Annotated in this window: 16 protein-coding genes; 10 read left to right on the top strand and 6 right to left on the bottom strand. The window is 64.9% G+C overall.

The genetic code is table 11. The annotated features are described in order from the left end of the window. Positions 1–76 precede the first annotated feature (76 nt). Positions 77–1120: a polysaccharide deacetylase family protein gene (locus UNPA324_RS22300; RefSeq protein WP_141935971.1), complete on the top strand. Its 1044-nt coding sequence runs from the start codon at positions 77–79 to the stop codon at positions 1118–1120. 5 nt (positions 1121–1125) lie between these two features. On the opposite strand, the gene UNPA324_RS22305 is transcribed toward UNPA324_RS22300, so the two are convergent. Then, positions 1126–1347 carry a DUF2842 domain-containing protein gene (locus UNPA324_RS22305; RefSeq protein ID WP_128917457.1) on the bottom strand — a complete coding sequence of 74 codons (222 nt, stop codon included), beginning with the start codon at positions 1345–1347 and terminating at the stop codon, positions 1126–1128. Positions 1348–1457: 110 nt separating this feature from the next. Here UNPA324_RS22305 and UNPA324_RS22310 point away from each other — a divergent pair, with 110 nt between their 5' ends. Further along, on the top strand, positions 1458–2540 hold the full coding sequence (locus tag UNPA324_RS22310) for a COX15/CtaA family protein (RefSeq protein ID WP_141935973.1): 1083 nt from the start codon (positions 1458–1460) through the stop codon (positions 2538–2540). A 24-nt stretch (positions 2541–2564) separates the two neighbouring features. On the opposite strand, the gene UNPA324_RS22315 is transcribed toward UNPA324_RS22310, so the two are convergent. The 4 genes from UNPA324_RS22315 to UNPA324_RS22335 all read right to left on the bottom strand — a co-directional run bounded on the left by UNPA324_RS22315 (position 2565) and on the right by UNPA324_RS22335 (position 6010). Further along, positions 2565–2909, bottom strand: coding sequence for a hypothetical protein (locus tag UNPA324_RS22315; RefSeq protein ID WP_128917455.1), 345 nt, complete (start codon positions 2907–2909; stop codon positions 2565–2567). A gap of 171 nt (positions 2910–3080) precedes the next feature. After that, a complete protein-coding gene (locus tag UNPA324_RS22325; RefSeq protein ID WP_141935975.1) occupies positions 3081–4361 on the bottom strand; it encodes an O-acetylhomoserine aminocarboxypropyltransferase in 1281 nt (426 codons plus the stop codon). A gap of 138 nt (positions 4362–4499) precedes the next feature. Continuing rightward, positions 4500–5084, bottom strand: a complete 585-nt coding sequence (locus UNPA324_RS22330; RefSeq protein ID WP_141935977.1) for a CoA-binding protein — start codon at positions 5082–5084, stop codon at positions 4500–4502. Between the two features lie 101 nt (positions 5085–5185). Then, positions 5186–6010: an enoyl-CoA hydratase gene (locus UNPA324_RS22335; protein ID WP_141935979.1), complete on the bottom strand. Its 825-nt coding sequence runs from the start codon at positions 6008–6010 to the stop codon at positions 5186–5188. 86 nt (positions 6011–6096) lie between these two features. Between UNPA324_RS22335 and UNPA324_RS22340 the strand changes: the two genes are divergently transcribed. The 6 genes from UNPA324_RS22340 (at position 6097) to UNPA324_RS22365 (ending at position 9777) form a co-directional block, all read left to right on the top strand. Further along, positions 6097–6525, top strand: a complete 429-nt coding sequence (locus tag UNPA324_RS22340; RefSeq protein ID WP_128917451.1) for a PaaI family thioesterase — start codon at positions 6097–6099, stop codon at positions 6523–6525. Positions 6526–6683: 158 nt separating this feature from the next. Continuing rightward, complete coding sequence (gene rplM, locus UNPA324_RS22345; protein ID WP_011087726.1) at positions 6684–7148, top strand: 50S ribosomal protein L13; 465 nt, start codon at positions 6684–6686, stop codon at positions 7146–7148. A gap of 1 nt (position 7149) precedes the next feature. After that, positions 7150–7629 (top strand): 30S ribosomal protein S9, encoded by a 480-nt coding sequence (gene rpsI, locus UNPA324_RS22350; protein ID WP_011087725.1) that lies wholly within the window; start codon positions 7150–7152, stop codon positions 7627–7629. 229 nt (positions 7630–7858) lie between these two features. Continuing rightward, a complete protein-coding gene (locus tag UNPA324_RS22355) occupies positions 7859–9079 on the top strand; it encodes a GGDEF domain-containing protein (RefSeq protein ID WP_141935982.1) in 1221 nt (406 codons plus the stop codon). 59 nt (positions 9080–9138) lie between these two features. Further along, positions 9139–9378, top strand: a complete 240-nt coding sequence (locus tag UNPA324_RS22360; RefSeq protein ID WP_141935984.1) for a hypothetical protein — start codon at positions 9139–9141, stop codon at positions 9376–9378. A gap of 102 nt (positions 9379–9480) precedes the next feature. Then, positions 9481–9777 (top strand): antibiotic biosynthesis monooxygenase family protein, encoded by a 297-nt coding sequence (locus UNPA324_RS22365; protein WP_035673823.1) that lies wholly within the window; start codon positions 9481–9483, stop codon positions 9775–9777. 3 nt (positions 9778–9780) lie between these two features. Here UNPA324_RS22365 and UNPA324_RS22370 read toward each other — a convergent pair whose 3' ends face one another. After that, the gene (locus UNPA324_RS22370) at positions 9781–10914 is read right to left on the bottom strand and encodes an AI-2E family transporter (RefSeq protein ID WP_141935985.1); all 1134 of its coding nucleotides are present in this window, start codon (positions 10912–10914) and stop codon (positions 9781–9783) included. Positions 10915–11053: 139 nt separating this feature from the next. Between UNPA324_RS22370 and UNPA324_RS22375 the strand changes: the two genes are divergently transcribed. Continuing rightward, a complete protein-coding gene (locus UNPA324_RS22375; protein ID WP_128917447.1) occupies positions 11054–11764 on the top strand; it encodes a hypothetical protein in 711 nt (236 codons plus the stop codon). Positions 11765–11855: 91 nt separating this feature from the next. Continuing rightward, complete coding sequence (locus UNPA324_RS22380; RefSeq protein ID WP_164935981.1) at positions 11856–12629, top strand: gamma-glutamyl-gamma-aminobutyrate hydrolase family protein; 774 nt, start codon at positions 11856–11858, stop codon at positions 12627–12629. Positions 12630–13095 lie beyond the last annotated feature (466 nt).

Here is a 13095-nt window from a genome sequence, read left to right on the forward strand (position 1 = left end):
TGCAAAGAAATGTCAACAAAGGGTAAGGACAATGGAGCGGGAACGGGCGCCTTGAGGGCGCGAAGGGGTTAGGATTTTGGCCTCCGACGACAGATGGCTGGAACGGCTGCGCCTCGAGTTCGCCTGGTTCACCGGCCAAGCGGCGCTGAGCAGTCGCGGTGCCGGCGCCATCCTGCGCTTCGAACGGGTGCGCCCGCGGCGGCGCGGCGGGTTTCAGCCGCTGCGTGCGCACGAGATCACGCCGCAATTCCTCGACCGCGCCATTCGCGCGCTGAAGCGCTGGGAGTGCGATTTTCTCGGGATGGACGAGGTGTGCCGTCGCGCGGTGACGTTGCCGGAGCAGCGGCGGTTCGTGGCGCTCACCTTCGACGGCGCGCTTAAGGATATGATCGACTTTGCCTATCCGGTGCTGGCGCGGCACGCCGTGCCTTTCACGATTTACGTCCCCACGGCGTTTCCCGACGGCGTCGGGCAGGCCTGGTGGCTCGGTCTCGAGCAGGTAATCGCGCGCGAGAGCCGCATCAGCCTGATGATGGGCGAGAAGGAGCAGCGCTTTGTCGTCACTGATCGTGCCGAGAAGCAGGCGCTGTTTTCGCATCTCGAGAGCTGGTTGCGCTCGCTGTCGCCGGCGGATCTGTCGGCGGCGATCGCCGATCTCTGCACGCGCTACCGGATCGACCTCGGCGCGCTCTCGCGCGAAGCGTCGATGGATTGGAAGGATCTGGCGAAGCTCGCTGCCGATCCGCTCGTCACGATCGGCAGCGCGACCGTGAACTATCCTGTCCTCGCCAACATGAAGGACAGTGCGGCGCTGCGCGAGATGACGATGGGCAAGGCCGTTGCGGAAGCGGCCTTCCGCCGCGATGTCGGGCATTTCGCCTTTCCGTTCGGCGATCGCACCTCGTTCCGGCGCAGCCATGTCGTCATGGCGGAGGAGGCCGGCTTTGCCAGCGCCGTGTCGACCATCCCGGGCATCGTGGATGCGGAGGGACGGACCAATTTGCATGCGCTGCCGCGGATCTCCTGGGACGGCCGTGTGCGCTCGCTGCGCATGTTGCGCGTCTTGGTGTCGGGCGCTGCCTTTGCGCCGGTGAAACCGACCGGCAGCGCTACGAACTAGGGGCGCTACGAATTGGATTTGACGCGGTCGGGACGCTGCATCCAGCTCACGATCGGCATCGCCGGCAGCACCCAGCCCATCCCAACCACCACGTAGTAGATCGCCTGCCGCCAGCCGGACTCGGCAATCCACGGCATCTGCGCCGCGGCCATGCCGAGCAGGGCCCAGACCGTGGCCAGCACCAGGAGCAGGATGGCGCCGAGGAACTTGCGGGTGCGGATCGTCATGGCGTGAGCTTGCTGTTTTTGCGTAACTTGCGCTGCGGGAGCGGGGGACTATAAGGGGCACGCAGTCCGGTTCAAGTCTCTTAAGTTCAAGGCTTGGTTTTGTCCCTGAAATGACGACGAATTCCGTTCCAACCAACCCGCATCGCGCCGTGCGCTGGTGGCTGATCTCCGTCGCTGCGCTGATTGCGTTGATGGTGCTGGTGGGGGGCGCGACGCGGCTGACGGAATCCGGCCTTTCGATCGTCGAATGGAAGCCGGTTACCGGCAGCGTGCCGCCGCTGTCGGAGGCGCAGTGGACCGAGGCGTTCGAGGCCTACAAGAAGATCCCGCAATATCGCGAACTCAATGCGAGCATGAGCCTGTCCGAGTTCAAGGAGATCTTCTGGTGGGAATGGAGCCACCGCTTGCTCGGCCGCTTCATCGGTGTCGCCTATCTCTTGCCGTTCCTATTCTTCCTGTGGCGTGGCGGTCTCTCCCGTGACTTGAAGCGCCGGCTGTGGCTGCTGTTCGCGCTCGGCGGGCTCCAGGGGGCGGTGGGCTGGTGGATGGTCGCCTCGGGCCTCACCGAGCGGGTCGAGGTGTCGCAATATCGGCTGGCGACGCATCTGCTGCTCGCGCTGCTGATCTTTGCCGGCATCGTCTGGACGGTGCGGCGTCTCAAGGAGCGGCCGCAGATCGCGGCATCGGCGCGGCTGCGCTTCACGAGCGCGCTGCTGCTCGTCGTGACCTTCGTGCAGATCTATTTCGGTGCGCTGGTTGCGGGCCTGCGCGCCGGCCGCGCCTACAACACCTGGCCGCAGATCGACGGCGCGTTCATTCCCTCCGCCGAGCGGCTGTGGTTCGAGACGCCGTGGTGGCGCAACATGTTCGACAATGTCCTGACGGTGCAGTTCGAGCACCGCATGACCGCCTATGCGCTGTTCGTGCTGGCGCTGCTGCACGCAATCGACGCGGTGCGCTCGCGCGCAGGCTCGGCCGCGGGCGGTGCGCTCTGGCTGCTCGCCGCGGTGAGCGTGCAGGCGGTGCTCGGCATCCTCACGCTGCTCAACCAGGTGCCGATCGATCTTGCGCTGTCGCACCAGACGGTCGCGATCGCAGTGTTGACGCTTGTGGTGACGCAGGTGGAACGGCTCGCCTCGCGCCGGCAGACGCACGCGCAGCGGCGCGCGGTTCCGGTCGGTCAGGCCGGCTGACCTCCGTCAGCCCGGTGGGTCAGGTCAGCAATAGCCGTAGATGCCGCACGAATAGGGCAGCCGCCAGAAATAATCGACCTGCTTCCCGCCGTAATACGCGCCCTGATAGTCGTAGTCCCAGGGACGGCCGTAATAGCCGGGCAGCGTGTGGGAGCCGGGGAGGAGCGGCGTGCCCGGCAGGTTGCGGATGTAGCTGCCGACGCCATAGGCCGGCGAGATCAGCGCATCCGGATCGGTTTCGACATAGACCTGCGGCGGCTCCTGCGGAGGCGCTGCGGCCCGCCGCTTCGGTGTCGCCGGCAAGTCGGCGGCAATTGCGGCCGAGACCGTCAGCATCACTGCCAGGGCAGGCACCATCCAGCGCAGCATCATCGGCTCCGAATCAAAGAGGCGATCCAAAGACGATGTATGCGGCAGATGTGGTTAATGACTGTTAACTGACGGTCGCCGAAAGCGACCGGGGCGGTGCGAAGCACCGAACCCGGAATCTCGAGATTCCGGGACTGGTCCTTCGGACCATCCCGGAATGACCGCGAACAACTACGCTCCCAGCGCCTGTTCCAGATCCGCGATCAGGTCTTCCTTGTCCTCGATGCCGATCGAGAGCCGCACCACGTCGGGGCCGGCGCCGGACTTCACCTTGGCGGCGTCGTCGAGCTGGCTATGCGTGGTCGAGGCCGGGTGGATCACCAGCGAGCGGGTGTCGCCGACATTGGCGAGGTGCGAGAACAGCTGCAGCTTCGACACGAGGTTGACGCCGGCGTCATAGCCGCCCTTCAGGCTGAAGGTGAACACGGCGCCCGCGCCCTTCGGCGCATATTTGCGGGCGAGCCGGTTGTATTTGTCGCTCGGCAGGCCCGCATAGCTGACCGAGGCCACCGCCGGATGTCCCGCGAGGAATTCGGCGACCGCTTTCGCATTGTCGCAATGCTTCTGCATGCGCAGCGGCAAGGTCTCGATGCCGGTCAGGATCATGAAGGCGTTGAACGGCGACAGCGCGGGGCCGAGATCGCGCAGGCCGAGCACGCGGCAGGCAATCGCGAAGGCAAAATTGCCAAAAGTCTCCTGCAGGCGGATGCCGTGATATTCGGGCCGCGGCTCCGACAGCATCGGATATTTGCCGCCGGTGGACCAGTCGAAGGTGCCGGCATCGACGATGATGCCGCCAAGCGAATTGCCGTGGCCGCCCAAAAACTTCGTCAGCGAGTGCACGACGATGTCGGCGCCGTGGTCGATCGGACGGATCAGATAGGGCGAGGCCAGCGTGTTGTCGACGATCAGCGGCACACCCGCCTTGCGCGCGACCGTCGAGATCGCCTCGATGTCGGTGATGCTGCCGGCGGGATTGGCGATGGACTCGATGAAGATGGCTTTCGTCCGCGGCGTCACCGCGCGCTCGAAGCTTGCGATGTCATCGGGATCGGCCCAGACCACGTTCCAGCCAAAGCTCTTGAAGGCGTGCGTGAACTGGTTGATCGAGCCGCCGTAGAGCTTTCGCGCGGCGATGAACTCGTCGCCGGGCTGCATCAATTGCTGCAATACCACGACCTGCGCGGCATGGCCCGAGGCCACCGCGAGCGCGGCCGTGCCGCCTTCGAGCGCGGCGACGCGCTCTTCCAGCACCGCGTTGGTGGGATTGCCGATGCGGGTATAGATGTTGCCGAATGCCTGCAGGCCGAACAGCGAGGCGGCATGGTCGGCGTCGTTGAAGACGAACGAGGTCGTTTGATAAATCGGAGTCGCGCGCGCGCCGGTGGTGGGGTCGGGCTGTGCACCGGCATGCACTGCGAGGGTTGAAAATCCCGGAAGGCGATCGCTCATTGAGGGCGTCCTGTTCTTGTGGCCTGAAATCGCGCGGCATGCTGATGGGCGCCGCGCTCGCCGTCAAGGCGCCACGTCAGTTCGGAATGATCTTGCTGCGCATTGCGGCGCTCGCGAAACGAATCCTTCTCGACTGCGTCAGCTCTGCTCGGTCTTGTTCTTGGCCGCGCGATCAGAGGCCGCGGTCTCGCCGCCGCCGACACTCATCCGATTGAGGGATAACCGCATGCCTTGCGTCGGTGCCGGCGCGCGCTTGGAACTGAGCGTGCGCGAATTCACGCCCATCCAGGAGATCTCGGACGACAAGCGGCCATATTCGATCTTGGGGCAGCGGTTCATCACCACCTTGATGCCGACCGCTTCCGCTTTCGCCGCCGCGGCGTCGTCACGCGCGCCGAGCTGCATCCAGATCACCTTGGGCAGCGGATCGAGCGTGAGGGCTTCTTCGACCAGGGGCATGATGTGGCTGGAATTGCGGAAGATGTCGATCATGTCGACGGGACGGCCGACGTCGGCGAGCGAGGCGACGAAGGGCTTTCCGAGCAGCTCCTTGCCGACATGGCCCGGATTGATCGGGATCATGTCGTATCCGCGCTGCGCCAGATATTTGAACGCGAAATAGCTCGGCCGTACGTTGACCGGCGAGGCGCCGACCATCGCTATCGACTTCACGCTGTTGAGGATGCTGCGGATGTAATTGTCGGGATAGGCGTCGTGGTTCATCTGTCGTCTTTATCTTTTTGTCATTGCGAGCGTCGCGAAGCAATCCAGACTGCCGCTGCGGAAAGATTCTGGATTGCTTCGCTGCGCTCGCAATGACGGGGTCACTCATCCCGCCATGTCGGCGTGCGCTTCTCGATGAACGCGCCGATGCCTTCCTCGGCGTCGCGCGCCATCATGTTCTCGGTCATCACCTCTGCCGCATAGCGATAGGCGTCCGCAAGACTCATCTCGGCCTGGCGGTAGAACGCCTCCTTGCCGAGCTTGATGGTGTAGGCGGATTTCAGCGCGACCTGTTGCGCGAGCTCGATCGCGGCACCGAGTTCGGTACCGGCGAGCACCACGCGGTTGATGAGGCCGATTTCGCGAGCGCGCTCGGCGGAAATCGGCTCTCCCGTCAGCAGCATCTCCATGGCCTGCTTGCGCGCCACGTTCCGCGACAGCGCCACCATCGGCGTCGAGCAGAACAGGCCGATGTCGACGCCGGGTGTGGCGAACTTAGCCTCCTCCGATGCGATCGCAAGATCGCAGCTGGCAACGAGCTGGCAGCCGGCCGCGGTCGCGATGCCCTGGACGGACGCGACCACGGGTTTTGGCAGATGCACGATCGCCTGCATCATCGCGCTGCAGGCATTCATCATCTCGGCGAAGAAGGCGCGGCCGCGATCGGGATCGGTGCGGCGCGCGGTCAGCTCCTTCATGTCGTGGCCGGCGGAGAAGGCGGGGCCATTGGCGGCGATCACGACGCCGCGGACCGCCTTGTCGCTGCTGATATCATTGAGCTCGGCATGCAGGCTCGCGATCATCTCGGCCGACAGGCTGTTGCGGGCGGCGGGCCGGTTCAGCGTCAGGACCGCGATGGGACCTATGGTCTCGCGCAGCAGGATCGGCGGTTGCGGGGAGGGGGCACGGGCGGCCGTGACGGTCATTGACGCGATTTCCGCTAAATGATTGCAATTGGATGACGCAGATAACTTAATGTAACAGGGCAAGCGAAGCGAGGGTGGGGAACAGCATGGCGTTGGCGAAAATGAGCGTGGCAGAGGTCGAGCAGTTCCTCCGTCACGAGTTTCCCCAGGCTTTTAGCGGCGACGACATTACGATCGAAAGCGCCGACGGCCAGACTTGCCTTTTGCGGCAGCGTTACAGCGCAAAGATGCTGCGGCCGGGCGGCACCGTGTCCGGCCCGACGCTGATGGCGCTGGCCGATTTCGCGATGTACGTGGTGCTCCTGTCCGCCATCGGGCCGATCGGGCTCGCCGTGACCACCAATCTCAACATCAATTTCCTGCGCAAAGGCCAGCCCGGCCAGGACGTGCTGGCCGAGGCGCGGCTGTTCAAGCTCGGCAAGCGGCTGGCGGTCGGGGAGGTGAAACTGTTGTCCGGCACCTCGCCCGATCCGATCGCCCATGTCACCTCGACCTATTCCATTCCAAATGTTTGAGCTTTTCGCAGGTAATATAGCACCATAATTTTAATGCATTGATATTGCTATGATAATTCTTGTGTCCGGGGCATTGACCGTTGCGTGTCACTTCTCTAGAACCCGCGCAGTCCGGTGCGGTGTTCGCGCCGATGCTCCCCGTCCACGGAAACTCTGACATGAAAACCTTTTCGGCAAAGCCGGCTGAGGTGACGAAGAAGTGGGTGCTGATCGACGCCAAGGGTCTGGTCGTCGGCCGTCTCGCCACCATTGTCGCCATGCGCCTGCGCGGCAAGCACCTCCCGACCTATACCCCGCACGTTGATTGCGGCGACAACGTCATCATCATCAACGCGCAGCATGCGGTCCTCACCGGTCGCAAGCGCGAGCAGAAGACCTACTACAAGCACACCGGCTATGTCGGCCACGTCAAGGAGCGCACCGCGCGCCAGATCCTCGAGGGCAAGCATCCCGAGCGCGTGCTTGAGAAGGCCGTCGAGCGCATGATTCCGCGTGGCCCGCTCGGTCGCGTGCAGATGGGCAACCTCCGCGTTTACGGCGGCGCCGATCATCCGCACGAGGCGCAGCAGCCCGAGAAGATCGACATCGCCAAGTTGAACCGCAAGAACACGAGGGCCGCATAACATGGCCGAATCCATCCAGTCGCTCGACCAGCTCTCGCAGCTCAAGACGGCGGCGGCGCCCGACGCGCCCAAGCACGAGAAGAAGGTCGACAAGTTCAACCGCGCCTATGCCACCGGCAAGCGCAAGGACGCGGTCGCCCGCGTCTGGATCAAGCCGGGCGCCGGCAAGGTCACCGTCAACTCGCGCGAGGTCGAGGTCTATTTCGCCCGTCCCGTGCTGCGCATGATGATCGAGCAGCCGTTCTCCGTGGCCCAGCGTTCGGGCCAGTACGACGTGATCTGCACCGTCGCCGGCGGCGGCCTGTCCGGCCAGGCCGGCGCGGTCCGTCACGGCATCTCCAAGGCGCTCACCTATTTCGAGCCGGAGCTGCGCACCGTGCTCAAGAAGGGCGGCTTCCTGACCCGCGACTCGCGCGTGGTCGAGCGCAAGAAGTACGGCAAGGCCAAGGCCCGCCGGTCCTTCCAGTTCTCGAAGCGTTAATCGCTTCTGTCGCATTCGCCGCGAAAGCGGCTTCAATGAGATGCAAAAGGGCGCTGATTTCAGCGCCCTTTTTGCTGTTCGTTTGTACGCAAATTGATGGCGTGTTTCAGGAAAACTTGGCATCCCGCGAAAACCTGAATGGAACCTGCCCGACCTAGCGTCGCCTTCGGAAGGGCGCGCAAATCGGATGTGCCGATCGCGTAACTGCTATGTTCTAGAGGGGGCCGACATGATGTCGCTCGATAGCATCACGCTCTATTTGGTCGCCACCATGGTTGCCGCACTGCTCGGCGCCATGATGGTGTTTTTCGGCAGGCAGGAGAACAGCCCTGCACTGAAATGGTGGGGCACTGCCTATCTGCTCGGTGCCGCCTCCGTTGCGCTGTGGACCGCGGCCGGCGACAGGCTGGGCCCGCATCTTTATCTCGCGCTGAGCGCGGTCGGCTTCGTCGCCTGCGGCATGGTGTGGAACGCGGCGCGCGTCTTCCATGGCCGCAAGCCGAACTGGCCCGGCCTCGTGCTCGGCGCGCTCGCCTGGGTCGCCGCCGTGACATTGCTGGATCCCGCGGCATCCACGCTGCGCATGATCGTCGGTGCCGGCATCGTCTCGGTCTATGCGGCACTGACTGCGAGCGAGCTCTGGACCGAACGGCGCAAGAGCCTGCAACGACGCTGGCCGGCCTTCGTTATGCCGGTGATGCACGGCTGCGTGTTGATGCTGCCGATCGTGCTCGGCAGCTTTCTGCGTCCGCACGATGCCGGCTTCTCGTCGAGCATCTGGGTCACGGTGTTTGCGGTCGAGCTCATCCTCTATGCGGTCGGCACCGTGTTCGTGATCTTCATGCTGGTGTCGGAGCGCACGGTCACCGCCCACCGGACTGCCGCTTCGACCGACCCCCTGACCGGCATGCTCAACCGGCGCGGCTTCTCGGAAGCCTGCAGCCGGGTGATCGAGCGCGAGGCCAAGGCCGGACGTCCCGTGACCGTGATGATCTTCGACATCGATCACTTCAAGTCGATCAACGACCGCTTCGGCCATCCCGCCGGCGACGAGATGCTGAGACTGTTCTCGACTGTCGTCGTCAACAATTTGCGCATCTCCGACCTCTCGGGCCGCATCGGCGGCGAGGAATTCGCCGCGCTGTTGCCGTGCTCGCTTGAGGAAGGCGTGCTGGTGGCCGAGCGCGTGCGCGAGGCGTTCGAGACCTCCGGCGTCGTGGTCGATGAAGGTCCGGTCGACACCACCGTCAGCATCGGCGTCTCCGGTGGGCCCGCCGGCACCGAGCTCGAGGTGCTGCTGGCCTCGGCCGACACCGCGCTCTACCAGGCCAAGCGCGGCGGCCGTAACCGCGTCGAGGCGGCGGAGGAGCTGCCGCTGTCGCTGGAGAACTGGCGCCGCCAGAGCGCCGCGCGGCTCGGTGCAGCGCAGGCGCGGCCGGCCACCGCCTGAGGCGCGAGGCAGCGTTGCGGTAATGCTCTGTTTACCATTCGATCCCTACCATTGCGGTCATGGAATCGATCCGCCGACAGAACCCGCAAGCTGCCCTGATGTCGCTCGAAGCCGCTGCGGCCTCGGCGCGCAGCGGTTTTGCCTGTCTGTTCTCGACCGCGGATGAATACGAGAGCGCGCTGATCACCGAGCGCCGCGCGCAAGGGCGCTACACGCAAAGCCGCCGCAGCACCTGGCCGCTCGCGCTGTTCGCCGGTTGCGCCCTCATCGTGGCGGGCACGGTTCTGCTGCTGGTCTGAGAGATCTGCATTTTTGGGCCGACCAGGGCGCCGTTTCGGCGCCTTTTTCTTTTTCGTCGGCTGCGGTAGACACGCCCATCGAACAAAAATGGGTGGAAACCGATGATCACCGAGATCGCGCAAATCGACGTCAAGCCGGGCAGTGAGAAGGATTTCGAAGCGGCGGTCGCCAAGGCCAAGGCCGCTTTCGGCCGCTCCAAGGGCTTTCACGGCTTCGAGCTGCACAAGTCGATCGAGAAGCCGCAGCGCTACCGGCTGATGGTGAAATGGGCGACGCTGGAGAACCACACCGTCGATTTCCGTGGCTCGGAGAATTTCACCGAATGGCGCGGCCTCGTCGGCCAGTATTTCGCTTCGCCCCCGGAGGTCGAGCACACCGAAACCGTGCTGACGACGTGAGGATTACGCCGCCTCCGCCAGAGGCGGCGTCTCATACGTCTTGAAATGGTCGATCATGACCTTGGCGATGGCGACCAGCGGTAGCGCCAGGGCCAGGCCCCAGATGCCGAACACGACGCCGAGCACGATCTGGAACGCGAACAGCGTGGCCGGCGGGATGTCTAGCGCCTGCCGCTGCAGGATCGGCGTCAGCACGTAGCTCTCCATGGCGTGCACGCCCATGAAGAGCAGAAAGGCCGACAGCGCCGGGATCCAGCCCGAGGCGAGGCTTGCCAGCACCACGATGACGCCGGCGATGATAGCCCCGACGGTCGGGATGAAGGCGAGCAGGCCGGCCTGAATCCCCAGGATGAACGAGCCGGGAATGCCAATGAGGGCGAGGCCAATCCAGGTCACCACGCCGACCGCGAGCATCACGATGATCTGCGCGATCAGCCAGCGCTCGAGGGTCTCAGCGATGCGGTCGATGATGAGGGCGACGCGGGTGCGATGCCTGGCCGGCGCCAGGAACACGAGGCCGTCGTGATAGACCGCGGGCTGGGCTGCGAAGGCGAAGCCCAGGAACAGCACGATGAAGATGTTGCCGACACCGTGGATGGTGCCGAGCAGCAGCTTGAAGGTCTGGCTCACGATCGCGCCGCCGCTGGAGGCCAGCGCGCCCGCGCCGGGCAAGGCACCGCGCGAGGGCGTCGCCGGCGCGGACGTCGTCTCCGACGGCGCGGTGCCGGAGGCGTCGGGCGCACCGTTGCCGAGATCGAAGAAGCTGGTGTCGATGCCGTGGTTGTCGAGGAAGGACCTGACGTTGGTGAGCTGCGATTTGAGGGTCTTGCTCAGCAGCGAAGCCTGCTCGGCAATGGTGGCGCCGCCGAGATAGGCGATGCCGGCGAGCATCAAGGCGAGCGCGGTGCAGACGATCGCGAGCCGCACGGCATGCGGCAGGGGCACACGGCGGCCGAGCGCGTTCGTCACCGCGTTGAGGCCGAGACCGAGCAGCATGCCGGTGAAGATCAGCAGCAAGGTGGCCGCGAAATACCAGGTGAAGGCGAGCAGTGCGGTGAACAGCACGACGCCGATGCCCCCGACCGAGATCGCCCAGGCGAGGTTGCCGCGGGTCCGGGAGCGTTCATCTTTGGACATGATCACATCGGGTCCTTTTCAGCGCAATGCGCTGCACTCTCTCGATAAACGCGCTTCCGATCAAGAGTGCGTCAACGCGCTGGTTTGACGCCGGCACGCCGACGGTGCAGAGCGGTGAGGACAGGACAATGGGGGCGGATTGAGCTTTATCAGCAAATGGGCCGGTCTGCTCGGGCTTCTGGCCGTGCTCGTGGTCGGCGACCAGATCCGGATCAACCGGCCCGGCCACAAATATCGCCTCACGGTCGAGGTGACGACGCCTGACGGGATCAAGACCGGGTCCAGCATTCTGGCCGTTGTGCCCGACCGCAACTATAACCGCGGCGGCCGCACCACGACGCGCGGGGAGGCGGTGTTCGTCGATCTCGGTGAAGAGCGCAGCAGAAGCAAGAATCTGGTGGCCTTGCTGGCGCATCGGCAGGACGCCAAGCTCGACCTCGACGACATCAACTATGTCGCGCTCCGCGCCTATGGCGCCGCGCATGACAACCGCATCTCGTTTAGCGATATCCACCGGCAGACCGGCGTCGTCCCGGTGCAGGGAGACCTCGTGCCGGTACTCGTGAGCTTTGGCGATCCCAACGATCCCGGGACCGCGCGTCTCGTTGCCGGCGACCATGCGGAGGCGGTTCTGGGGGAGGGCTATGCGATCCGTGGCCTTAACGCCGAAGTCATGCCGAACGGGTTTTGGCCGATTGATTTCGGCGGGGCGCTCGGGGAGCCCGTAACGCGTGGCATCGAGGCGAAACTGCCCTGGCTGGCCGCGCCCGGCGATGGCGCGGCAACCGCGCTGAAGGCCGCCGGCCTGCCTGCCGGGGGCGAGGCCCGGGAGGCATTTGCGCGAAAATAGCATTGCCGTCCCGCGATCCCTTCTGTTGAATTTGTTCCATCGGAGGGGCATGTTTGGAGAATCGTCTTCACGGAGAGGCGCGGAACGACAGATGAGAAAGCCGGTCGTCGGCGTGATCGGGAATGCCCATCGCGTCGAAAATCGATTTCAGGTCCAGATGGTGGGCGAGCGAAACTTGCGCGCCGTGGCCGAGGTCTCCGGCGGCTTGCCGGTGATGTTCGCGGGCTCGCCTGACATCACCGATATCGCAGCGCTGCTCGACACCGTCGACGGCATCATCCTCACCGGCGCACGGGCCAACGTGCATCCGACCCGATTCAACGTCGATCCCTGCGAGAAGCACGAGCCTTACGACATCCATCGCGACGAGGTGGCGCTCGCGCTCTCGGTCGCCTGCGTATCCCGCGGCATCCCGTTGTTCGGCATCTGCCGCGGCCTGCAGGAGATGAACGTCGCCTTCGGCGGCTCGCTGCATCCCGAGATCCGTGAAATTCCCGGCCGCATGAACCATCGCATGCCCCGGCTCGAGAACGGCGAGATCCATCCCGATCCGACCGTCGTGTTTGCCGACCGTCACGACGTCGACCTGACGCCGGGCGGGGCGTTCGCAAGAATTCTCGGCTGCGAGAAAATCAGGGTCAATTCGCTGCACGGCCAGGGCATCCTCGATCCCGGCAAGCGCGTGCTGATCGAGGGCGTCGCCGAGGACGGCACCATCGAGGCGATCCGCATCGCGGAAGCCCCGACCTTTGCGCTCGGCGTGCAATGGCACGCCGAATACGATCCCCAGCACAATCCGGTCAACCGCAAGCTGTTCGAGGCCTTTGGCGAAGCGCTGCTCGCGCGGCAGAAGGCGGCTGCGTAGGGCTGCTGGCGCCCTGGGAGAAGGCGGGCACGCCCGTGCCACACCGTCATTGCGAGCGCAGCGAAGCAATCCAGAATCTCTCCGCTGTGGAATCCAGTACACTGCGCCTTCTCGGTACGATCATTGCCGTCTCTGGAATACTGGATCGCCCGGTCCCGGCTCCGCCAAGGCTTCGCCGCGGCCCACACCTGCGCTCGGCGCGCCGAAGCTTCAGCGAAGGCGGCAAGCCGGGCGATGACAGCGAGTGGGTGGCAGCAGACACGCCTTCTCCTTCTCGCGGCGCGTTCCGCCCGAGCTTTGCAGTTTCGTTCGCACCCAATGAAAGCCAAAGGGCGCAGGGAAGGCCGGGTGCCGGCGGCACCCGCAAGTCCGTGCGCGACAGAAAATGCACACGGGGTGGACCACAGGTGATGCCGGCTCCCGGCCTTCCCTGCGCGGATGGTTTTAACGGTGTCCTTCGTGCTCT

The organism is Bradyrhizobium sp. UNPA324, from assembly GCF_006658635.1.
GTDB lineage: Bacteria > Pseudomonadota > Alphaproteobacteria > Rhizobiales > Xanthobacteraceae > Bradyrhizobium > Bradyrhizobium nanningense.